Genomic DNA, 21,806 nt, shown 5'->3' on the forward strand with positions numbered 1-21,806 from the left:
CGACTCCTTGTTCGGGTTTCAGGCCGGGCCGGGCAGGCCGAGCCAGTAGGTATAGAACACCTCATCGCGCACATAGCCAAGCTTTTCGTAGAGCGCCTGGCCGGCCAGGTTGTTCTTCGCCGTCTCCAGTTGCAGACCGCAGGCCCCGGTCGCCTCGGCATGGGCGCGGGCGGCGTTCATCAGTTGCTCGGCCAGGCCCTGGCGGCGGCCATCCGGGTGCACGTAGAGGTCGCTGAGCAGGAAGGCCGGCGCCATGTGCAGCGAGGCGAAGAAGGGATACAGCTGGACAAAGCCCAGGGCCTGCCCCGCCTCGTTGCGGGCGATGAACAGCACCGAGTCGCCACGTTCCAGGCGCGCGGCGAGGAATGCCTCGACCTCGGCCCGCGGGCGCGGCACCCGATAGAAGTCCAGATAACCGGAGAACAGTTCGCCCAGATCGGCGAGGTCGGCGGGTACGGCGGGACGGATCGGCATGGCTACCCCACAGGCGCAAGAATGCCCGGAGTATAGGGGCCGCCGCCGGGCAGGCGGGCGCAGTTTGTGACTGATTTTTCCGAATGAGTCATGTAGTATCCGCCGACTCTTACTACATGGCCTTCCGGCCCTGTCTAGCATCATAGTGAGGCAAGCAATGACTGAGCGCGTTCAAGTAGGTGGTCTGCAGGTCGCCAAGGCCCTTTACGACTTCATCAACAACGAAGCCATCCCGGGCACCGGCATCGCCGCCGACCAGTTCTGGGCCGGTGCCGAAGCCGTGATCAACGAGCTGGCCCCGAAGAACCGCGCCCTGCTGGCCAAACGCGACGAACTGCAGGCCCAGATCGACGCCTGGCACCAGGCCCGCAAGGGTCAGGCCCATGACGCCGCCGCCTACAAGAGCTTCCTCCAGGAAATCGGCTACCTGCTGCCCGAGCCGGCCGACTTCCAGGCCACCACCCAGAACGTCGACGAAGAAATCGCCCGCCTGGCCGGCCCGCAGCTGGTAGTGCCGGTGATGAACGCGCGCTTCGCCCTGAACGCCTCCAACGCCCGCTGGGGCTCGCTGTACGACGCCCTCTACGGCACCGACGTGATCAGCGAAGAGAACGGCGCCGAGAAGGGCAAGGGCTACAACAAGGTCCGCGGCGACAAGGTCATCGCCTTCGCCCGCGCTTTCCTCGACGAGGCCGCCCCGCTGGAAGCCGCTTCCCATGTCGACGCCACCGCCTACGCCATCAAGAACGGCCAGCTGGCCGTGACCCTGAAGAACGGCAGCGAAGCCGGCCTGAAGAACGCCGCGCAGTTCATCGCCTTCCAGGGCGATACCGCCAAGCCGCAAGCCGTGCTGCTCAAGCACAACGGCCTGCACTTCGAGATTCAGATCGACCCGAGCAGCCCGATCGGCCAGACCGACGCCGCCGGCGTGAAGGACGTGCTGATGGAAGCCGCCCTGACCACCATCATGGACTGCGAAGACTCCGTGGCCGCCGTCGACGCCGACGACAAGGTCGTGGTCTATCGCAACTGGCTGGGCCTGATGAAGGGCGACCTCGCCGAAGAAGTCAGCAAGGGCGGCAGCACCTTCACCCGCACCATGAACCCGGACCGCGTCTACACCAAGGCCGATGGCTCCGAGCTGACCCTGCACGGCCGCAGCCTGCTGTTCGTGCGCAACGTCGGCCACCTGATGACCAACCCGGCCATCCTCGACGCCGCCGGCAACGAGATTCCGGAAGGCATCCAGGACGGCCTGTTCACCAGCCTGATCGCCATCCACAACCTGAATGGCAACACCAGCCGCAAGAACACCCGCACCGGCTCCGTGTACATCGTCAAGCCGAAGATGCACGGCCCGGAGGAAGTCGCCTTCGCCGGCGAGATCTTCAGCCGCGTCGAGGACGTCCTCGGCCTGCCGCGCAACACCCTGAAGGTCGGCATCATGGACGAGGAGCGCCGCACCACCGTCAACCTCAAGGCGTGCATCAAGGCCGCCAGCGAGCGCGTGGTGTTCATCAACACCGGCTTCCTCGACCGCACCGGTGACGAAATCCACACCTCCATGGAAGCCGGCGCCGTGGTGCGCAAGGCCGCCATGAAATCCGAGAAGTGGATCGGCGCCTACGAGAACAACAACGTCGACATCGGCCTGGCCACCGGCCTGCAGGGCAAGGCACAGATCGGCAAGGGCATGTGGGCCATGCCCGACCTGATGGCCGGCATGCTCGAGCAGAAGATCGGCCACCCGCTGGCCGGCGCCAACACCGCCTGGGTACCGTCGCCGACCGCCGCCACCCTGCACGCCCTGCACTACCACAAGGTCGACGTGTTCGCCCGTCAGGCCGAGCTGGCCAAGCGCACCCCGGCGTCGGTGGACGACATCCTGACCATCCCGCTGGCGCCGAACACCGACTGGTCCGCCGAAGAGATCCAGAACGAACTGGACAACAACTCCCAGGGCATCCTCGGCTACGTGGTGCGCTGGATCGACCAGGGCGTCGGCTGCTCCAAGGTGCCGGACATCAACGACGTCGGCCTGATGGAAGATCGCGCCACCCTGCGCATCTCCAGCCAGCTGCTGGCCAACTGGCTGCGTCATGGCGTGGTGACCGAGGCGCAGGTCGTCGAGAGCCTCAAGCGCATGGCGCCGGTGGTCGACCGCCAGAACGCCAACGACCCGCTGTACCGCCCGCTGGCGCCGAACTTCGACAGCAACATCGCCTTCCAGGCCGCCCTGGAACTGGTGGTCGAAGGCACCCAGCAGCCGAACGGCTACACCGAGCCGGTCCTGCACCGTCGCCGCCGCGAGTTCAAGGCCGCCAACGGTCTGTAATTCGCCGCAAGCGCTGCAAAGAACCGCCCTCCGGGGCGGTTTTTTTATGCCCGCAATCAGGGCGCCGACGCCCGGCTGCTTATCGGGATAACCCTGGGTTATGCACGGCGAATGCCGCCCGAGCCGCCAACCACGGGGCTTTGCCCAAGTCGCCGCACGCCCTTGCATCCGCGCCCTGGCGCCGACCTCACCTTTGGCTATGGGCATAAGGATTTTTCAGAAGTCAGGGCCGCGGGGCTTACCTAGGATGCCCCGGCACCTGTCATCAGGCTGCAAAGAAGCGATGCGCCGCGCGGCCGTGCCGCGGGCCTTCTTTGAACAGCGGAGAGCACCATGAAAAGAACAACAACAGGCGCGGGGGCCATGCATCCCCAAGCCCTGGCCCTGGCCGTCGCGCTGGCCAGCGCGCTACCGGCCCAGGCCGCCAACTTCACGCTCGGGGAAATCGAGGGGCAGATCGACTCCTCCCTGTCCATCGGCGCCAGCTGGGCGATGGACGACGCCGACGCCGAGTTCATCGGCCGGGCCAACGGCGGCGACGCCTCGACCCGCACCAGCGACGACGGTCGCCTGAACTTCAAGAAGGGCGAGACCTTCTCGAAGATCTTCAAGGGCATCCACGACCTGCAGCTGCGCTACGGCGACACCGGCGTGTTCCTGCGCGGCAAGTACTGGTACGACTTCGAGCTGAAGGACGAGCACCGCCTGCTCTACGACATCAACGACAGCGGCCGCGACAACGCCGCCCAGGCCTCCGGCTTCGAGCTGCTCGACGCCTTCGTCTACCACAATTACCTGCTCGGCGACCTGCCGGGCAGCGTGCGCGCCGGCAAGCAGGTGGTGAGCTGGGGCGAGAGCACCTTCATCGGCAACAGCATCAACGCCATCAACCCCGCCGACGTGGCGGCGTTCCGCCGGCCGGGCTCGGAGATCAAGGAAGGCCTGATTCCGGTCAACATGCTCTACGTCACCCAGGGCCTGACCGAGAACCTGTCCGCCGAGGCCTTCTACCAGCTCGAGTGGGAAAAGACCGTCCTCGACAACTGCGGCACCTTCTTCGGCACCGACACCGCGGCCAAGGGCTGCGAATACGGCATGACCACCTTCGGCAGCGACTACGACCGCGACCCGGCCGCGTACGGCTGGGTGCCGCGCCTGGACGACCAGGAGGCCCGCGATGGCGGCCAGTTCGGCGTGGCCCTGCGCTGGCTGGTGCCGGCGCTGAACGACACCGAGTTCGGCTTCTACGCCATGAACTACCACAGCCGCACGCCGGAGAGCATGTGGACCGTGGGCAGCGCCGACTTCAGCGCCATCACCGGTGCGCCCGGCCCGGCCAGCGCGCGCTACTACCTGGAGTACCCGGAAGACATCCGCCTGTACGGCATCAGCTTCGCCACCACCACGCCCGACGGCACCGCGCTGTCCGGCGAGGTCAGCCACCGGCCGAACATGCCGCTGTCGCTCAACGGCACCGACGTCTCCACCGCCGCCAGCGTCGGCGGACTGGTCGGCCTGCTCGGCATCGATGGCCTGGCGATCTTCGACCGCGGCTGGGCCGACGCGAGCCAGGGCAGCCAGGTGCAGGGCTACAAGCGCATGCCCTTCACCCAGGCCCAGGTCAGCGCCATACACACCTTCGACAACGTGCTCGGCGGCGACCGCCTGACCCTGATCGGCGAGGTCGGCTACAGCCATATCGGCGACCTCGGCTCCAGCGACGGCTCCGACCTGCGCTTCGGCCGCAGCAGCGTGTACGGCAACGGCCAGCTGCCCGACTGGGCGGCCGCCCTCGGCGTGACCGGCAACTCGCTGTGCCAGAGCCTGCTCAACCCCACCAACCCGGACCAGTGCACCGGCAAGGGCTACTACACCCAGAACTCCTGGGGCTACCGCCTGCGCACCCAGCTGGAGTTCAACGACGCCATCGCCGGGGTGAACCTCAAGCCCAACCTGGCCTTCGCCCACGACGTCGAGGGCTACGGGCCGACCTTCACCGAGGGCAACCAGTCGGTGAGCCTGGGCCTGGATGCCGACTACCTGTCCACCTACACCGCCAGCCTGAGTTACACCAACTACTTCGGCGGCGACTTCAACACCAACACCGACCGCGACTTCCTCGCCTTCAGCGTCGGCATGAGCTTCTGAGGTCAATGCAGATGAAGTTTTCCACTCTCCACTCGCAACTGCTGCGCGCCGGCTGCCTGGGCCTCGGCCTGCTCGCCGGCCAGGCCCTGGCCGCGGTACCGGCCGAGCAGGTCGCCCGCCTCGGCAAGGACCTAACCCCGGTCGGTGCCGAGACCACCGGCAATGCCGACGGCAGCATCCCGGCCTGGACCGGCGGCCTGGCCCGGGACGCCGGCCAGCGCGACACCGACGGTTTCCTCAGCGACCCGTTCGCCGCCGACCAGCCGCTGTTCACCATCACCGCCGATAACCTCGAGCAGCACAAGGACAAGCTCACCCCCGGCCAGCTCGCCCTGTTCCAGCGGTACCCGCAGAGCTACCGCATCCCGGTCTACCCGACCCGCCGCTCGGTGAACCTGCCGCAGAGCTACCTCGACACCACCCGCCAGAACGCTGCCGACACCCAGCTGGCCGAAGGCGGCAACGGCCTGCAGAACTACCGCAGCGGCGGCCTGCCGTTCGCCATTCCGCAGAACGGCCTGGAAGTGATCTGGAACCACATCGGCCGTTACCGCGGTCTGGCCTTCCAGCGCATGGTGGTGCAGGCCTCGCCGCAGGCCAACGGTGCCTTCACCCCGAGCCTGATCAAGCAGCAGCTGGCCTACCCGGTGGGCCTGTCCGACTACGCCCCGGCGGAGATGACCAACCTGCTGTACATGTACCGCGAGGAATTCCTCGCCCCCGCGCGCCTGGCCGGCGGCGTGCTGCTGGTCCACGAGACCATCAACCAGGTCAAGGAACCGCGCATGGCCTGGCAGTACAACGCCGGCCAGCGCCGCGTGCGCCGCGCCCCGCAGATCGCCTACGACAGCCCCGGCGCCGAAGGCATGCGCACCATGGACGACTTCGACATGTTCAATGGCTCGCCGGACCGTTTCGACTGGCAGCTGGTGGGCAAGAAGGAGATCTACATCCCCTACAACAGCTACAAGCTGAGCTCGCCCACGCTGAAGTACACGGACATCGTCAAGCCGGGCCACCTCAACCCCGAGCACACCCGCTACGAGCTGCACCGCGTCTGGCACCTGACTGCCACCCTGAAGCCGGGCCAGCGCCACGTCTATTCGCGCCGCGACATCTTCCTCGACGAGGACAGCTGGCAGGCCGCCGAGGCCGACGCCTACGACGGCCGCGGCCAGCTGTGGCGCGTCTCCGAGGGCCACGGCGTGTTCTTCTACGACCAGCAGGCCCCGCAGTTCAGCGCCGAGACCCACTACGACGTGCTCTCCGGCCGCTACGCCGTCGGCGCGCTGTTCAACGAGCAGAAGAACGCCTACGACTTCGACGTGCAGTACAGCCGCAAGCAGTTCACCCCCAGCGCCCTGCGCGCGGCGGGCATCCGCTGAGGTTCACCCGGCACTCCACCCTGGGCGGCCTGCGGGCCGCCGTTTTTTTATCCGCGGTTACAGTGCCGGCGGCCCGTTGCCGGCGCTTTTGTTTTACATTCCAGGCCCCGACCACCGATCCCCGGCGTTGCCCATGAAGTTGCATCAACTCCGCGCCATGCTCGCCATCAGCGAGAGCGGCAGCATTCAGGAGGCGTCGCGCCTGCTGCACATCTCCCAGCCGGCCCTGTCCAAGGGCATCAAGGAGCTGGAAGCGGAACTGGGCGTGCCGCTGCTGGTGCGCTCCAACCGCGGCATCACGGTGACCGAGTTCGGCGAGCGCCTGGTGCGCCGCGCCCGCCTGATCCTCGAGGAGGTGCGCCGCGCCCGTGAGGAGATCGAGACCCTCAAGGGCGTGATGGACGGCAAGCTGTCGATCGGCGTATCACCGGTCACCCCCGGCGCCCAGTTCATCAGCAGCCTCAGCCGCTACCGCAAGCGCTACCCCAAGGTGCAGGTGCAGATCCACGAGCTGCGCCCGTCCAAGCTGATGGAGGGCCTGCGCGAAGGCCAGCTGGACCTGGTGCTGACCTCACTGCCGGAGGCACGCAGCGCCGATGGCTTCCACTGGACCGAGCTGTACGAGCAGCCCGCCGCGCTGGCCGTGCGCAAGGGCCATCCACTGCGTGGCGCGCGCTCGTTGCGCGAGCTGCTCGGCGAGGAATGGCTGCTGCAGGACTCGCTGGAGCAGTCCAAGGTCGGCATGATGTTCGTCGACCACGGCATCGAATACCCGCAGAACGTCACCGAATGCGCCTCGGTGGTGCTGTTCACCGAGCTGGCGCTGCACACCGACGCGGTCAGCTACTGGTCGCTGCGCCTGCTCGAACGGGTACAGACCCTGGGCCAGGAGCTGGAAGTGCTCGACATCGCGGAGCGGGTGCCGCCGATGAACATCTCCCTGGTCTGCCGCGACCAGGAGCTGATGACCCGCGAGGCCAAGGCCCTGGCCGACGAGCTGGTATACGCCTACACCAGCCCGCACGCGCCCAAGGTGAGCGACTAGGCCACACTCAGGCCGGCGCCAGACGCGGCTGGTGTTCGAGGAACGCCACCAGGTCGCGCACGGTGGTCACCCGGTCGAACCAGGGATTGTCCGCGGTCCGCTCCAGCGAGCGGCCGCTGAGCCGGGCCATTTCCGCGAGCAGGTCGAGGTCCAGATCTTCGTCATCCAGCCACAGGTCCTGCTTCAGTCGGTCATCGGCGCGGATCGGCACCTGCCCGCCCAGATGGCCGTGCAGCGACGCGTACACGGCACGAATCACCCAGGTATCCACCCGCCGCCACGCAAAGGCGCGGGTGAACTGGCAGATGGATTCGCCCTGGCGCTGTGCAGCCAGCCGCGCCAGATGACGGCGCTCGCGCCACACCGTCCCCAGCCCCAGTACGGCCAGGCCCGCGACGATCCAGAGCAGACGAGGCTGCAGGCAGACCGCCACGAGCAGCCCGGTCGGCAACGCCCAGGCCACCCGGTGCAGGCCGGGCGAGCCGACATCGGCGGGCGTGGGGGCGTCGTGCATGCGCCTGGAGGGCGTGCGCATTTCCGTTCTCCTCAGGAATCGACCGGCTCGCAGAGCACCTCGGTCTTCACCGAGCTGGCGATGAAGCACTCTTCATGAGCCTGGTGGTGCAACGCGTCGAGCTGCTCGCGGCTGGGGGCGGTGCCGGCGAAGCTCACCTGCGGGCGCAAGGTGACGCGGAGCATGGCCAGGCGGCCCTCGGCGTTGCGGCCCATGCGGCCCTCGGCCAGGTCGCGGTAGGCGTCCACCCGCCAGCCGTCGCGCGCGGCCAGCGACAGGAACCAGAGCATGTGGCAGCTGGACAGCGAGGCGACGAAGGCTTCTTCCGGGTCCACCGCGTCCGCTCGCGAGCCGGGCAGCGGCACCACGTGTGGCGAGGACGAGGCCGGCACCTCCACGCCGCCATCGAAGCGCCACAGGTGCGCGCGGCTGTAGCGGTTGTCGAGGAAGTCCTGATCGCCGCGCGACCAGAGGATTTCAGCGCTATGGATCGCCATCGCAGGTCTCCGAACCAGGCGGGCGGACCAGCATAACCGTGCGTCGCGCCGGTGCACATAACCAAAGCCGATACACATGCGCAGAGGTGATTATCCGCAGCCGCCGCGCCTGAGGCATGCTGCGCCGCACCAGCTCCCGCAGCGCCGCGCCGCATGACCGGAACGCGCTCGGAGCCCGAACCTATTCACCGAACGCCCTGGATGCGGACACGCACCGAGGGCCGATGCCCCGAGCGAGATTCGATCCATGCCGTCCCTTTTCAACAACAAGCCGGCCGACGACAAGCGCGCGCTGGTGGTCCTGATGCTGCTGGCCGTGATGGTCATCAGCGTGCTGGACAAGACCATCTTCGCCTTCGCCGGCCCGCAGATCATCGACGAGCTCAAGCTCACCCCCGAGCAGTTCGGCTTCATCGGCAGCGCCTTCTTCTTCCTCTACTCGGTGTCGGGCGTGCTGGTCGGCTTCCTCGCCAACCGCGTGGCCAGCCGCTGGATTCTCTCCGGCATGTCGCTGGTATGGATGGCCGCGCAGATCCTCACGGCCATCTCCACCAGCTTCTACGCCCTGGTCGCCAGCCGCATGCTGCTCGGCGCCGGCTGCGGCCCGGGCACGGCGGTGACCCAGCACGCCGCGTTCAAGTGGTACGCCCCGCGCGAGCGGGTGCTGCCGGGCGCCTGGATCCATATCGCGATCATGGTCGGCGCCATCCTCGGCGCGCTGTCGCTGCCCCTGCTGATCCAGCACCTGGGCTGGCGCCTCGGCTACCTGATCCTCGCCGGCGTCGGTTTGCTCTGGCTGGTCATCTGGCTGTGCATCGGCCGCGAGGGCCGGCACGACGAGGCCGCCGGCGAAATGACCGGCGGCACCGCCCGCTACCGCCACCTGCTGCTCAACCGCACCTTCATCTTCATCACCCTGCTCGGCTTCTGCAGCTACCTGCCCAATGCGCTGATCTACAGCTGGGTGCCGACCTACCTGCAGAAAGGTCTGGGCATGAGCCCGATGCAGTCCGGCTATGTGGTGATGGCGGCCACCCTCGGCGTGATCGCCCTCAACCTGCTGGTCTCCAGCCTGTCGCAGCGCGCCCTCAAGCGCGGTGCCAGCGTGCGCCTGGCCATGGTCTTCCCACCGGCCATCGCCTGCGTGGTCGGCGGCATCGCCATGGCCCTGATGGGCTTCGTCGAGCAGGGCGTGGCCATGACCATCACCCTGTACCTGATCGGCGGCATCGTGGTGAACCTGGTGACCACCTTCTCCAACACCACCATCGCCTACATCGCCCCGGCCAAACAGCGCGGCAGCATGCTGGCCCTGCACATCGGCCTGATGACCAGCGCCGGCATGCTCGCCCCGCACGTGGTCGGCCAGGCCATCGGCTGGGAAGGCGGCGACCTGGTCAGGGGCTTCGAGCTGGCCGTCGGCCTGTTCGGCATCGCCCTGATCGCCGGTGGCGCGCTGGCCCTGCGCCTGGTCGAGCCCGAACGCGACCGCAGCACCCTGGCCGCCCGCACCAGCAATCACGAATCCAACAACGAGCCGGCTGCGAGCCAGGCCTGAGCCAGGAAGCTTTCCGAGATGCACAAACGAGTCCCCTCGCCCCAGCAACGCCCCGAACGCATCACCCTGCCGGATAGCTGGCGCGACGCCGACGTGGAAGACGGCTTCTGTGTGGTCGCCGTCGGCGACATCATCATCACCCATGCCATCGCCGCCAAGCTGGCGCGCAAGTCGCCCGAGCTGCTCGACATCCTCAAGCGTGGCGACGTGGTGGTGGGCAACTACGAATGCACCGCCATCGACTTCAACCGCTACGACGGCTACCCCGAGGCGCTGTCCGGCTTCTCCTGGCTGCTCAGCGACGCGGATGCGCCGGCGGACCTGGCCGGCATCGGCTTCAACATGATGTCGCGCGCCAACAACCACGCGCTGGACTGGGGCGCGGCCGGCCTGAAGATGACCGACGAACTGCTGGATGACGCCGGCATCGCTCACGCCGGCACCGGCTCCAGCCTGGCCGCCGCCCGCGCGCCGGCCTTCGTCGACACGACCAAGGCGCGCGTCTCGCTGATCTCCTACGCCACCACCTTCGAGGCCAACGCCCCGGCCGCCGATGGCCTCGGCATGGTGCCGCCGCGCCCAGGCCTGAGCCCGCTGCGCACCACGCCACACCGCCTGGTCAGCCCGCAGGACTTCGCCGTGCTCAAGCGCCTCAACGAGCAGGAGGCCTTCCAGGACCACTACCTGCTGCGTACCCTGCACGGCGAGCACAGCGTGCACTTAGGGATGGCCCTGCACTACCGCGTCGACCCGAATGCGGCGCCGGGCACCGTGCGCATCCACTACGAGTGCGACAAGCTCGACCAGGCCGACATCCTGCGCAACCTGCGCCAGGCCAAGCAGAGCAGCGACTTCGCCATCGTCGCCCAGCACACCCACGAGCCGGACAACCAGTGCATCGAGGTGCCCAACTACCTGCCAGCCCTGGCCCGCAACCTGGTCGACAACGGCGCCGACATGCTCTGCGGCCACGGCCCGCACCAGATCCGCGGCATCGACATCTACAACGGCAAGCCGCTGCTGTATTCGCTGGGCAACTTCTGCTTCATGGACAACAGCATGAAGCTGATGCCGGCGGACAAGTGGGAAAGCCGCGAGTGGCTGGCCGCCGAGGCCTTCATCGGGCCCAAGGGCATCACCAATCCGCGCCTGACCACCGCGGCCGAGTTCCTCGAGTGGAAGCGCGTGGTCGGCATCTTCAGCGAGCCGGTGTGGTTCGAGAGCGTGATCGCCGAGTGCCACTTCAACGCAGCCGGAACCCTCAAGGAGCTGCTCCTGCACCCGATCGAGCTGGGCTTCGAAGGCCGCGACGCCGAGCGCGGCATCCCGCGCCTGGCCCTGGATACGCCCGAGAACGACACCCAGGCGCGGCGCATCCTCGAGCGCCTGCGCGATCTGTCCGCCGCGTTCGGCACCCGCATCGAGATCGAGACCGTGCGGGTCGGCGAGCAGCAGAGCAGCCTCGGCCGCGTCGTGATCGATTCATGACGCCCGTTCCGGGCTAGCGGTCCACAAGGCCGCCAGCCCGGGGCTTAGCCCCACCTCCAACGACCTCTCCGTCGCCCGGCAAAGGCCACGAGCCCGCGCCGCAGGCTCGGCCGTGCCCGCGAAACCCCGCGGGCCGCTTTCACACAAGGAACATCACGCATGGATCTCTCCAGCTTCTCGCAACGCTACGCCGAGGCCCGGCAGAAATTTCTCCAGGCCTGCGCCGGCGCCGGCCTCGCCGTCGAATCCCACGTCCATCCGCTGCGCGGCCGCGACGGCGAGGAACTGGCCATGGATGTCGCCCGCCTCGGCGCCGCCGACGCCGCCAACCTGCTGATTCTCAGCAGCGCCTGCCACGGCGCCGAGGGCTTCTGCGGCTCCGGCATCCAGGTCGAGCATCTGCGCGACCCGGCCTGGCTCGAGCGCTGCAAACGCGACGACCTGGCCGTGCTGTTCATCCACGCGCTCAACCCGCACGGCTTCTCCTGGCTGCGCCGGGTGACCGAGGACAACGTCGACCTCAATCGCAACTTCCTCGACTTCAGCCAGCCGCTGCCGGACAACCCCGACTACCGCGCCATCGCCCACCTGCTGCTGCCCAGGCGCCAGCCGCCGACGCTGCTCAGCACCCTGGGCCTGCTCGGCTATTCGCTGCGCCACGGCCGCATGGCCCTGCAGGGCGCCATCTCGCGCGGGCAGAGCGACGACCCGACGGGGATGTTCTACGCCGGCAACGCACCGACCTGGAGCCGCCTCACGCTGGAGCGGGTGCTGCAGCAGCATGGCCTGCAGTGCCGCCGCATCGCCTGGATCGACATCCACACCGGCCTCGGCCCGCGCGGCATCGGCGAGCGCATCTACAAGGGTCGGCAGACGCCGGAAGACATCGCCCGCTGCCGCCGCTGGTGGGGCGAGCGGGTGACCAACAGCGCCGAGGGCAACTCGGTCTCGGCCAAGCTCAACGGCACCATCGACAACGTGGTGCCGCTGACCTGCCCGCAGGCCGAGTACAACGGCCTGACCCTGGAATACGGCACCCTGCCCGGCCTGCAGGTGCTCAACGCCATGCGTGGCGACCACTGGCTGCATCGCAACCCGCAGGTCGCGCCGGCCCGACAGCAGCGCATCAAGCAGCAGCTGCGCGACGCCTTCTATGTCGATGCCGATGACTGGAAGGCCCAGGTGCTCGAACAGGCCCGCGAAGTGCTCGACCAGGCGCTGGACGGGCTCGCCACGCCGCTGCCCCGCGCGTCCTGACCAGGCCGGAACAGCCGCTTCGCCTGCAGTTCGTCGGGTTTCGCGGTGCGCGGCAGAACAGCTATAGCGGCGCCTGAACCGCCTCGCTTGCATCCCCCAACCGCCGCGCCAGCCCCCGTGTGGCGCAGGCTTGCGGCTGCCTGCACCGACCCGAGAGCGGTGCACACAGCTTGGCCGCGGCCCGTTCCGCCGCGTCATGGCTCAGGCGCAGCCGCCCGTCAGCGGCTATAGAAAGAAAAGGCGCAGCCGACATAGGAGGGACTCACCACACAGACGCTATCTGCAGTCACGGGATGACTGACCGATGGCCTTCAGCCACCAAACGGCTTTCTGTACAATTCGCGCCCCCCTTTGGGTACCTGCCAAATGCTCAAGAATCTGTCGCTGACCCTGAAGTTGTCGCTGCTGCCCGCCGTTGCCCTGCTGGGCCTGCTGCTGTTCGTGGTCTACACCTCGACACAGCTGGCGGCCAACGATGCCCGCCTGGACACCCTCGAGACCCACAGCTTCCCGACGCTGGAGAAGGCCGACGCGGTCAATTTCCAGTTCTCCCGCCTGCCCGGCCTGCTCAACAGCGCCGTGGCCGCGGGCGAGCTGGCGACGCTCGACGAGGCGCGCAAGGTGCTCGGCGATATCGCCGGCCTGCAGCAGCAGCTGCAGCCGCTGACCCGCGCCAACGCCGAGCGTGCCGGCGAACTGGAGGACTGGCGCCAGGCCATCGGCCGCTACGCCGACAATGCCCTGTCCGCCTCCGAGCAACTGATCAAGGGCAGCGCCGGCTTCGAAGACCTGCGCCCGAGCCTGGACCGCATGGCCAGCGACCTGGCCGCCGCGCAGCAACTCGGCGCCGCCTTCCGCGCCCACGCCTACGAGGACTTCCAGAGCACCCTCGGCCAGGCCCGCACCGACAACGCCGAGACCACCCGCGCCGGCTATATCCTCAGCGCCCTGCTGGTGGCCTTGGTCGGCCTCGGCGCCTGGGTAATCATCCGCGGCATCATGGGCAATGTGCACGGCGTGATCGAGTCGCTGCAGGCCATCGCCAAAGGCGACGGCGACCTGACCCGCCGGGTCAACGTCGACTCGCGCGACGAGATCGGCGAGATGATCCAGCTGTTCAACGGCTTCCTCGACAAGCTGCAGGGCACCATCCGCCAGATCATCGAGGCCGCCAGCCCGCTGGGCAGCATGTCCCAGGAGCTGTACCGGCTGACCCAGGGCTCGGAAGAGAATGCCAAGTCGCAGCAGGGCCATACCGACTCGATCAGCCGCGACATCCAGACCATGACCAGCAGCATCCAGGAAGTGGCGCAGCGCTCGCAGCAGGCCTCCCAGGGCGCCGGCGATGCCTCGCGCCAGGCCGATGCCGCGCGCGCCAGCATCGGCGGCCTGTCGACCAGCATCAGCGACCTGGGCAGCAGCGTGCTCGGCGCGGTGCAGGCCATGCAGCAGCTGGAGGAAGAAACCCAGCAGGTGGGCTCGGTGCTCACCGTGATCCGCAGCATCGCCGAGCAGACCAACCTGCTGGCGCTCAACGCCGCCATCGAAGCCGCCCGCGCCGGCGAGCAGGGTCGCGGCTTCGCCGTGGTCGCCGACGAGGTGCGCAATCTGGCGCAGAAGACCGCCGCCTCCACCGCCGAGATCCAGCAGATCATCCAGCGTCTGCAGAACAGCGCCAACGGTGTGCTCAACGTCATGACCGCCAACGGCGACAAGGCCCAGCACAGCATCGAGCGCTCGGTGGAAGCCACCCGCATGCTCGAGTCCATCGTCTCCGCGGTGGGCCAGATCGACGAACTGAACGCCGGCATCGCCCAGCTCACCCACGAGCAGATCGGCTTGTCCAGTTCCATCCAACAAGATACCCAAGTGTTGCAGCAGGACGCCCAAGCAACCGCACATGGGGCCGAAGCCACCGCACGCCTCGGCGAGCAGCTGGTCAGCACAGGGGACCACCTGCGCGCGGCGACGGCCCAATTCCGCGTTTAACCTTTCATTGGAGCATCACTGCATGACTACTGCCCGCGTTCTCGGCCTGGCGATCTGCCTGGCCAGCACCTCGGCATTCGCGCTGGAACAAGGCGAGGCCCTCATCAACGGTTTCGGCACCGTCGGCGTCACCCACCTGGGTGGTGAAGACGACGGCCGCGGCTACGGCCTCTCCGGCCAGACCACCGACTCCTGGCGCGGCGACCAGCTGAGCAAGTTCGGCGCCCAGCTGACCTACGGCGTCACCGACACCGTCGGCCTGACCCTGCAGACCACCGCCAAGGCCTATGCCGACGAGTGGAAGGCCAATCTGGAGTGGGCCTACCTGTCCTGGCAGAGCACCGACAACCTGATGATGCGCTTCGGCCGTCTGCGCACCCCGGTCTACATGTACTCCGAGAGCATCGACGTGGGCTTCGCCTACCCCTGGCTGCGTCTGCCGGACGAGGTCTACAGCCAGGTCCAGCTGTCCAACTACGAAGGCGCAGACCTGGTCTACAACCTGCCGCTGTCCTTCGCCACCCTGTCGTTCCAGGTCGCCGGCGGCGTCGCCAAGAACCGCGACTACTACCTGTATGACGAAGAGTTCGACATCGACTACGACAACGTCTTCGGTTCCAGCGTGAGCCTGGCCACCAACGACTTCGGCACCTTCCGCGTCGGCTACGTCGAGGCCGACATCGAGACCGAGATCGCCGGCAGCTTCACCGACCTGCTGGGCAACCCGGGCACCGCCACCCTGCTGGCGCTGGACAAGGAAAAGGGCAAGTTCACCTCCATCGGCTACCAGTACGACAACGGCACCTGGCTGACCGCCAACGAGTGGACCAGCCGCGTGATCGAGAACGACGGCAGCGCCAGCACCGACTCCTTCTACCTGATGGGCGGCCGCCGCTTCGGCGATTTCCTGGCCCACGTCACCTACGCCCAGCTGGACGAGGACGAAGGTCGCCAGAACTCCTGGACCCTCGGCCTGAACTACAACGTCCTGCCGACCGTGGTGCTCAAGGGCGAGTACAAGCGCGTCGACACCCAGGGCGGTTACGACGGCGTGTTCGTGCGTGATGCACAGGAGCTGTACGACAACACCGTGAGCGACGTCACCGGCGGTGCCCTCGGCGTTCCGGCGCGCAACTACGACGGCGACATCATCAGCGCCGGCGTCGACTTCGTGTTCTGAGGAGCGTGTCCATGAAGCAGTCCATCCGCATCCTCCTCACCGCCGCCAGCCTGAGCGCCGCCGTCGCGGCCCAGGCCGAAGTCGCCGTGATCGTCAACGCCGGCGCCGCGGCGACTCCGTCGCAGTCCGACGTCGCCAACATCTTCCTGGGCAAGAACAAGTCGCTGAAAGGCGTCGACCAGAAAGACTGGAACCCGACCAAGGAGAAGTTCTATACCTCGGTCACCAAGAAGAACGAAGCCCAGCTGAAGTCCTACTGGTCCGGCCTGGTGTTCACCGGCAAGGGCCAGCCGCTGCCGAGCGTGGCCGGCGATGCCGAGGCGGTGGCCAAGGTCGCCGCCGAAGCCGATGCCATCGGCTACGTGGACAAGGCCGCCGTAACCGACCAGGTCAAGGTGCTGTTCACCCTGCCCTGATTCAGGGGTAGCGCAACGAAAAAGGCCGACGGGGTGACCCGCCGGCCTTTTTTATTGCGCCGTTTTCGACACGCGCCGCCCATGCCAGTGGCGCACCCTGCTTCCCGAGCAACACCGGAGGCACGCCATCCGTAGGTTGCGCCATGCGCACCCTTGGCCATCGAGCCTCCCGAGGTGCGCACGGCGCACCTACGCGTGCATCCCCTTCAGCAGCGTCGCCAGCAGCCATCCGTAGGGTGCGCCACGCGCACCATTGGCCATCGAGCCTCCCGAGTGCGCGCGGCGCACCCTACGCGCGCATCTCCTTCACCAGCGTCGCCACCAGCCATCCGTAGGGTGCGCCATGCGCACCATTGGCATCGAGCCTCCCGAGGTGCGCACGGCGCACCCTACGCGTGCATCTCCTTCACCAGCGTCGCCAGCAGTTCCGCCGCCGGCATCTCGCGCGCCAGCGGTGCGCCCTGGCCGGCCCATTGTGCGGCGAAGTCGTGGTTGCCCCGGGCGCTCGCGGCCGCGTGCAGGGCCTTGGCGGCGTCGTAGCAGATCGGGTAGTCCGGCAACGCCGCGCCGAGGTCGCCGTACAGGCGATTGGGCAGGCCGCGGGCCGGGCGGCCGGAGATATTCGCGGTGATCTCGGTGCGCGCCGCCTGCTCGCCCTTCAGCGCCGCGCGGTAGGCGGCGTTGGCCGCGGACTCCGGACAGAGCACGAAGGCCGTGCCCAGCTGCACGCCGGACGCGCCCAGGGCCAGGGCGGCGCGAATGCCGGCGCCGTCCATGATGCCGCCGGCGGCGATCACCGGCAGGCGCGACTGCTGCGCCAGCAGACGCACCAGGGCCAGGGTGCCGAGGCCGGCATCGCCGTGCTCGGGCGCGAACACGCCGCGATGGCCGCCGGCTTCCACGCCCTGGGCCACCAGCGCATCCACACCGGCGGCTTCGGCCAGCCGTGCCTCCTCCGGCGTGGTGACGCAGGCCAGGGTGCGGATGCCGACCCGCTGCAGGCGCTCGATCCAGTCCTGCGGCGGCATGCCGAAGTGGAAGCTGACCACCGCCGGGCGCAGCTCCAGCAACAGCTCGAGCATGTTCGGGTCGGCCAGGAAGCTCTGATAGATCTCGCGCAGCCGGGCCGGCGGCTCGGCGCCGAACTCGGCGAACAGCGGCCGCAGGCGTTCCAGCCAGGCCGCCTCGCGCGCGGCGTCGGCGGTCGCCGGGCGGTGGCAGAACAGGTTGAGATTGAACGCTTTGGCCGTCAGCGCGCGGGTCTGCTCGACCAGCTCGCGGGCCTGCGCCGTGCTGCTGGCGCCCAGGCCCAGCGAGCCCAGGCCTCCGGCCTCGGACACCGCGGCAGCCAAGGCCGGCGTGGACACACCGACCATAGGCGCTTGGATGATGGGATGGCGGATGCCGAGCAACGTGCACAGGGATGACATGAAAACCTCCGCAGGATTGACCAATCAATCTCAAAACAAGATTATTTCGAAAACTCTATTCTCATTTCGAGATTTATAGAAGCCCATGGATCTGACCAACCTCGCCCTCTTCCGCACCGTTGCCCTCGAGCAGAGCGTCACCCGCGCCGCGCAGAGCCTGCAGCGCGCCCAGTCCAGCGTGACCACGCGCATCCAGCAGCTGGAAGAAGAGCTCGGCGCCGCGCTGTTCCTGCGCGAGGGCAAGCGCATGCTGCTGACCGAGCGTGGCAGCACCTTCCTCGCCTACGCCGAACAGTTGTTGGCGCTGGCCGACGAGGCGCGCCAGGCCCTGCACCCGCAAGACCCCGCCGGCAGCCTGCGCCTGGGCACGATGGAAAGCACGGCCGCCGCGCGCCTGCCGCAACCGCTGGCGCGCTTTCACCGCGACCACCCGCAGGTCGCCCTGGAGGTCAGCACCGGTCCCAGCCTGCCGCTGCTCGAGGCGGTCCTGGCGCGACGCCTGGACTGCGCGCTGATCGCCCAGCCGCACAGCTGGCAGCAGGGCGGCTGGCAGGCCGAGGCCCTGCCGGATGGCGTGGACGCGCAGCCGGTGTTCCGCGAGGAACTGCTGCTGGTACTGCCGGCCGACCATCCTCCGGTGGAGCAACCGGAGCAGGTGCAGATCCGCACCCTGGCGGGCTTCGCCCAGGGCTGCAGCTATCGCCATATCGCCCTCAGCTGGCTGGGCGCCGGCGGCCCACCCGTGCGCGTGCAGGAGGTGGGCTCCTACCACGCCATTCTCGCCTGCGTGGCGGCGGGCGCCTGCGTCGGCGTGATGCCGCGCTCGCTGCTGAAACTGCCGCGCCAGGCCCCGGCCGTGCGCAGCGTGCCACTGCTGACGCTGGACACCCTGCTGATCCGCCGCCGGGGCAGCGCCAGCATCGCCGTTGAGCGCCTGCACGAACGGCTGCGGAGCCCCGAGTAATGGACCGGCCACTGCGCGATGCCCTGACCGGCGCCCTGATGCTGGCGGTCGGCATGGGCTTCGGCCGTTTCGCCTTCACCGGCCTCTATCCGCAGATGATGACCGACGGCGTGCTCGACCTTCGCGGCGGCTCCCTGGCCGCCTCGGCGAACTATGCCGGCTACCTGCTCGGCGCCCTGCTGCTGGCCTGGAAACACCCCTGGCAGCCGGCGACGCTGTGCCGCGCCGGCCTGTTCGGCAGCCTGGCCTGCCTGCTGGCGATGGCCGCCGCACCGAGCGTCACCAGCGTCCTGCCGCTGCGTTTGCTCGCCGGCGTGGCCAGCGCCCTGACCCTGGTCGGCGCGTCGCTGTGGCTGCTGCGCGCCGACCATCATCCGCGAGCCGCGCCGGTGCTCTACGCCGGCGTCGGCCTGGGCATCCTCCTGTCCGCCGAGCTGCTCGCCGCCGGACAACGGCTTGGCTGGCACAGCCCGGCCCAGTGGTTACTGCTGGGCATAGCGGCGCTGATGCTGATCCTGCCCGCCACTCTGGCGCTGCGCCAGACGACTCCCACAACCGCCACACAGGCGCCGCCCGAGCGCGCACTGCCGGCCGCGCGCCTGGTCACGCTCTACGGCCTGGCCGGCTTCGGCTACATCGTCACCGCCACCTACCTACCACTGTTGCTGCGCGACGGCCTGAACGGCATTGACCCGCTGCAGATCTGGGCCGCCTTCGGCCTGGGCGCGGTGCCCTCGTGTTTCCTCTGGCACGGCCTGCGCGAGCGCCTGGGGACGCGCCGGGCGCTGGCGCTCAACCTGGGGCTGCAGGCCATCGGCGTGGCGTTGCCGGCGCTCGATGACGGCCTCGCCGGCGGCCTGCTCAGCGCGCTGCTGGTCGGCGGCACCTTCATGGGTACGGTGACCATCGCCATGGCCGCCGCCCGGGGCGAATCGCGGCACACGCCGCAACTGGCGGCGTGGATGACCGCCAGCTATGGCGTGGGCCAGATCGCCGGGCCGCTGCTCGCCGAGGCCCTGCACGGCCACTTCCGGCACTTCGCTCCCGCCCTGCTGTGCGCCGCCGCGGGCCTGGCCCTGGCGGCGCTGCTGAGCCTGCCGCGCCCGGCGCCTGCGACCTAGGTCCAATAGGCGGCGCACGCCGCAGGCGCGACCATCGGCGCATGACCTCACCTCCGGAACGCCGCATGTCGTCCAGCGCCGCGGGCAAGACGGCCGTGCTGCAGAACATCCACGGCACCATGGAGTTCCTGCGCAAGTACCCGCCGTTCAATCAGATGGACAGCGCCCAGCTGGCCTACCTGGTGGAGCATTGCCAGCTGCGCTTCTATGCCGCCGGCGAGAGCATCATCAAGCCCGGCGACGGGCCGGTGCAGCACTTCTACATCGTCAAGCAGGGCCAGGTGGTCGGCGAACGCCCGCACTCGGCCCGGCGCGGCAGCGAGACCACCTTCGAGATCGCCAGCGGCGAATGCTTCCCCCTGGCCGCCCTGCTCGGCGAGCGCGCCACCCGCACCGAGCACCTGGCCGGCGAGGATACCTTCTGCCTGCTGCTGGGCAAGGACGCCTTCGTCCGCCTGTTCGCCCAGTCCGCCCCCTTCCGCGACTTCGCCCTGCGCGGGGTCAGCAGCCTGCTCGACCAAGTCAACCAGCAGGTGCAGCTGCGCGCCGCCGAGAACCTCGGCGCGCAGTACTCGCTGGATACCCCGCTGCGCGAACTGGCGCCGCAGCAGCCGGTGGCCTGCAGCGCCGACACGCCGTTGCGCGACGCGGTGCGGCGCATGCACGAGCAGCATGTCGGCAGCATCGTTATCGTCGATGACCAGGCCCAGCCCAACGGCATCTTCACCCTGCGCGACCTGCGCCGGGTGGTGGCGGCCGGGGAATCGCTGGAACAGCCGATCAGCGCATTGATGACCCAGCGCCCGTTCCATCTGCCCCCCGACGCCAGCGCCTTCGACGCCGCCCTGGCGATGACCGAGCGGCACATCGCCCACGTCTGCCTGGTGGAGCACGAGCGCCTGGTCGGCGTGGTGTCCGAGCGCGACCTGTTCTCCCTGCAGCGCGTCGACCTGGTGCACCTGGCGCGCACCATCCGCCACGCCGGGCGCCTGGAGACACTGGTGGCGCTGCGCAGCGACATCCGCCTGCTGGTCGAGCGCATGCTGGCCCACGGCGCCAGCTCCACCCAGATCACCCAGCTGGTCACCCTGCTCAACGATCACACCGTGTGCCGGGTGATCGAGCTTGTTCTGGAGGAGCTGGGCGACCCCGGCGTGCCATTCAGCTGGCTGTGCTTCGGCAGCGAGGGCCGCCGCGAGCAGACCCTGCACACCGACCAGGACAACGGCATCCTCTTCGAGGCGGCCGACGCCGCCGAGGCCGAACGCATCCGCCAGCGCCTGCTGCCCTACGCCAAGCGCATCAACCAGCTGCTCGCCGAGTGCGGCTTCGCCCTGTGCCGCGGCAACATCATGGCCGGCAATCCGGAACTGTGCCTGTCGCGCCGGGAGTGGACGCGGCGCTTCTCCGCCTTCGTCCGCGAGGCCACCCCGGAGAGCCTGCTGGGCTCGAGCATCTACTTCGACCTGCGCGTGGTCTGGGGCGATGAGCAGGGTTGCGCCCAGCTGCGCCGGCAGTTGCTCGCCGAGGTGGCCGACAACAGCCTGTTCCAGCGCCTGCTGGCGGCCAATGCTCTGCGCCACCGCCCGCCGCTGGGACGCTTCCGCGACTTCGTGGTGGCGCGCAAGGGTGCCGAGAAGGACACCCTCGACCTCAAGGAGGAAGGCCTCACGCCCTTCGTCGACGGCGCCCGCCTGCTGGCCCTGGCGCACGGCGTGGCCGACAGCAACACCCTGCGCCGCTTCGCCGAACTGGTGCGCCTGCGGGTGATCGACGCCCAGGACGGCGCCGCCTACGAGGAGGCCTACCACTTCATCCAGCAGACCCGCCTGCAGCTGCACCAGCAGCAGGCGGCCCAGGGCCTGCCGCTGACCAACCGCCTCGACCCGGACAGCCTCAACCACCTGGACCGGCGCATCCTGCGCGAATCCTTCCGTCAGGCCCAGCGCCTGCAGGCCAGCCTGGCGCTGCGTTACCAGCTATGAGCCCGGCCTGCACAGGGTGC

At 68.6% G+C, this 21,806-nt stretch carries 17 protein-coding genes; 13 read left to right on the forward strand and 4 right to left on the reverse strand.

Annotated features, from left to right (window positions below; translation table 11 throughout):
* Positions 1–18: 18 nt before the first annotated feature.
* Complete coding sequence (locus tag NF616_RS04015) at positions 19–474, reverse strand: GNAT family N-acetyltransferase (protein ID WP_252271769.1); 456 nt, start codon at positions 472–474, stop codon at positions 19–21.
* A gap of 157 nt (positions 475–631) precedes the next feature.
* Here NF616_RS04015 and NF616_RS04020 point away from each other — a divergent pair, with 157 nt between their 5' ends.
* From NF616_RS04020 to NF616_RS04035, 4 genes are all read left to right on the forward strand, one after another.
* Positions 632–2,809, forward strand: coding sequence for a malate synthase G (locus NF616_RS04020; RefSeq protein ID WP_252271770.1), 2,178 nt, complete (start codon positions 632–634; stop codon positions 2,807–2,809).
* 363 nt (positions 2,810–3,172) lie between these two features.
* Positions 3,173–4,957 (forward strand): DUF1302 domain-containing protein, encoded by a 1,785-nt coding sequence (locus NF616_RS04025; RefSeq protein WP_252271771.1) that lies wholly within the window; start codon positions 3,173–3,175, stop codon positions 4,955–4,957.
* 5 nt (positions 4,958–4,962) lie between these two features.
* The gene (locus tag NF616_RS04030) at positions 4,963–6,342 is read left to right on the forward strand and encodes a DUF1329 domain-containing protein (protein WP_252271772.1); all 1,380 of its coding nucleotides are present in this window, start codon (positions 4,963–4,965) and stop codon (positions 6,340–6,342) included.
* A 133-nt stretch (positions 6,343–6,475) separates the two neighbouring features.
* The gene (locus tag NF616_RS04035) at positions 6,476–7,387 is read left to right on the forward strand and encodes a LysR family transcriptional regulator (RefSeq protein ID WP_252271773.1); all 912 of its coding nucleotides are present in this window, start codon (positions 6,476–6,478) and stop codon (positions 7,385–7,387) included.
* Positions 7,388–7,394: 7 nt separating this feature from the next.
* On the opposite strand, the gene NF616_RS04040 is transcribed toward NF616_RS04035, so the two are convergent.
* Together NF616_RS04040 and NF616_RS04045 are read right to left on the reverse strand one after the other, a co-directional pair.
* On the reverse strand, positions 7,395–7,922 hold the full coding sequence (locus tag NF616_RS04040) for a hypothetical protein (RefSeq protein WP_252271774.1): 528 nt from the start codon (positions 7,920–7,922) through the stop codon (positions 7,395–7,397).
* Between the two features lie 11 nt (positions 7,923–7,933).
* Positions 7,934–8,398 (reverse strand): OsmC family protein, encoded by a 465-nt coding sequence (locus NF616_RS04045; protein ID WP_252271775.1) that lies wholly within the window; start codon positions 8,396–8,398, stop codon positions 7,934–7,936.
* A gap of 247 nt (positions 8,399–8,645) precedes the next feature.
* Here NF616_RS04045 and NF616_RS04050 point away from each other — a divergent pair, with 247 nt between their 5' ends.
* The 6 genes from NF616_RS04050 (at position 8,646) to NF616_RS04075 (ending at position 16,286) form a co-directional block, all read left to right on the forward strand.
* Positions 8,646–9,956, forward strand: coding sequence for an MFS transporter (locus tag NF616_RS04050; protein WP_252271776.1), 1,311 nt, complete (start codon positions 8,646–8,648; stop codon positions 9,954–9,956).
* Positions 9,957–9,974: 18 nt separating this feature from the next.
* Complete coding sequence (locus NF616_RS04055) at positions 9,975–11,444, forward strand: CapA family protein (protein ID WP_252271777.1); 1,470 nt, start codon at positions 9,975–9,977, stop codon at positions 11,442–11,444.
* Between the two features lie 159 nt (positions 11,445–11,603).
* Entirely contained in the window at positions 11,604–12,701 is a 1,098-nt protein-coding gene (locus tag NF616_RS04060) for a M14 family metallopeptidase (RefSeq protein WP_252271778.1), read from the forward strand.
* Positions 12,702–13,067: 366 nt separating this feature from the next.
* On the forward strand, positions 13,068–14,690 hold the full coding sequence (locus NF616_RS04065; protein ID WP_252271779.1) for a methyl-accepting chemotaxis protein: 1,623 nt from the start codon (positions 13,068–13,070) through the stop codon (positions 14,688–14,690).
* A 22-nt stretch (positions 14,691–14,712) separates the two neighbouring features.
* The gene (locus NF616_RS04070; RefSeq protein ID WP_252271780.1) at positions 14,713–15,870 is read left to right on the forward strand and encodes a hypothetical protein; all 1,158 of its coding nucleotides are present in this window, start codon (positions 14,713–14,715) and stop codon (positions 15,868–15,870) included.
* 11 nt (positions 15,871–15,881) lie between these two features.
* A complete protein-coding gene (locus NF616_RS04075) occupies positions 15,882–16,286 on the forward strand; it encodes a phosphate ABC transporter substrate-binding protein (RefSeq protein ID WP_252271781.1) in 405 nt (134 codons plus the stop codon).
* Positions 16,287–16,675: 389 nt separating this feature from the next.
* Here the strand turns inward: NF616_RS04075 and NF616_RS04080 are convergent, their stop codons facing one another.
* The gene (locus tag NF616_RS04080; RefSeq protein WP_252271782.1) at positions 16,676–17,716 is read right to left on the reverse strand and encodes an NAD(P)H-dependent flavin oxidoreductase; all 1,041 of its coding nucleotides are present in this window, start codon (positions 17,714–17,716) and stop codon (positions 16,676–16,678) included.
* 85 nt (positions 17,717–17,801) lie between these two features.
* Between NF616_RS04080 and NF616_RS04085 the strand changes: the two genes are divergently transcribed.
* The 3 genes from NF616_RS04085 to NF616_RS04095 all read left to right on the forward strand — a co-directional run bounded on the left by NF616_RS04085 (position 17,802) and on the right by NF616_RS04095 (position 21,786).
* The gene (locus tag NF616_RS04085) at positions 17,802–18,680 is read left to right on the forward strand and encodes a LysR substrate-binding domain-containing protein (RefSeq protein ID WP_252271783.1); all 879 of its coding nucleotides are present in this window, start codon (positions 17,802–17,804) and stop codon (positions 18,678–18,680) included.
* The gene (locus tag NF616_RS04090) at positions 18,680–19,801 is read left to right on the forward strand and encodes a YbfB/YjiJ family MFS transporter (protein ID WP_252271784.1); all 1,122 of its coding nucleotides are present in this window, start codon (positions 18,680–18,682) and stop codon (positions 19,799–19,801) included. Before NF616_RS04085 ends, NF616_RS04090 begins: the two co-directional genes overlap by 1 nt.
* 65 nt (positions 19,802–19,866) lie before the next feature.
* A complete protein-coding gene (locus tag NF616_RS04095) occupies positions 19,867–21,786 on the forward strand; it encodes a putative nucleotidyltransferase substrate binding domain-containing protein (protein WP_252271785.1) in 1,920 nt (639 codons plus the stop codon).
* Positions 21,787–21,806: the final 20 nt, after the last annotated feature.

It is taken from the genome of Pseudomonas subflava (assembly GCF_023823685.1).
Lineage (GTDB): Bacteria > Pseudomonadota > Gammaproteobacteria > Pseudomonadales > Pseudomonadaceae > Aquipseudomonas > Aquipseudomonas subflava.

Coding starts and splice junctions, on each gene's coding strand:
- NF616_RS04030 (WP_252271772.1), top strand. CDS start 4,963: ATGCAGATGAAGTTTTCCACTCTCCACTCGCAACTGCTGCGCGCCGGC.
- NF616_RS04090 (WP_252271784.1), top strand. CDS start 18,680: ATGGACCGGCCACTGCGCGATGCCCTGACCGGCGCCCTGATGCTGGCG.
- NF616_RS04025 (WP_252271771.1), top strand. CDS start 3,173: ATGCATCCCCAAGCCCTGGCCCTGGCCGTCGCGCTGGCCAGCGCGCTA.
- NF616_RS04065 (WP_252271779.1), top strand. CDS start 13,068: ATGCTCAAGAATCTGTCGCTGACCCTGAAGTTGTCGCTGCTGCCCGCC.
- NF616_RS04020 (WP_252271770.1), top strand. CDS start 632: ATGACTGAGCGCGTTCAAGTAGGTGGTCTGCAGGTCGCCAAGGCCCTT.
- NF616_RS04060 (WP_252271778.1), top strand. CDS start 11,604: ATGGATCTCTCCAGCTTCTCGCAACGCTACGCCGAGGCCCGGCAGAAA.
- NF616_RS04080 (WP_252271782.1), bottom strand. CDS start 17,716: ATGTCATCCCTGTGCACGTTGCTCGGCATCCGCCATCCCATCATCCAA.
- NF616_RS04045 (WP_252271775.1), bottom strand. CDS start 8,398: ATGGCGATCCATAGCGCTGAAATCCTCTGGTCGCGCGGCGATCAGGAC.
- NF616_RS04075 (WP_252271781.1), top strand. CDS start 15,882: ATGAAGCAGTCCATCCGCATCCTCCTCACCGCCGCCAGCCTGAGCGCC.
- NF616_RS04015 (WP_252271769.1), bottom strand. CDS start 474: ATGCCGATCCGTCCCGCCGTACCCGCCGACCTCGCCGATCTGGGCGAA.
- NF616_RS04085 (WP_252271783.1), top strand. CDS start 17,802: ATGGATCTGACCAACCTCGCCCTCTTCCGCACCGTTGCCCTCGAGCAG.
- NF616_RS04040 (WP_252271774.1), bottom strand. CDS start 7,922: ATGCGCACGCCCTCCAGGCGCATGCACGACGCCCCCACGCCCGCCGAT.
- NF616_RS04050 (WP_252271776.1), top strand. CDS start 8,646: ATGCCGTCCCTTTTCAACAACAAGCCGGCCGACGACAAGCGCGCGCTG.
- NF616_RS04070 (WP_252271780.1), top strand. CDS start 14,713: ATGACTACTGCCCGCGTTCTCGGCCTGGCGATCTGCCTGGCCAGCACC.
- NF616_RS04035 (WP_252271773.1), top strand. CDS start 6,476: ATGAAGTTGCATCAACTCCGCGCCATGCTCGCCATCAGCGAGAGCGGC.
- NF616_RS04095 (WP_252271785.1), top strand. CDS start 19,867: ATGTCGTCCAGCGCCGCGGGCAAGACGGCCGTGCTGCAGAACATCCAC.
- NF616_RS04055 (WP_252271777.1), top strand. CDS start 9,975: ATGCACAAACGAGTCCCCTCGCCCCAGCAACGCCCCGAACGCATCACC.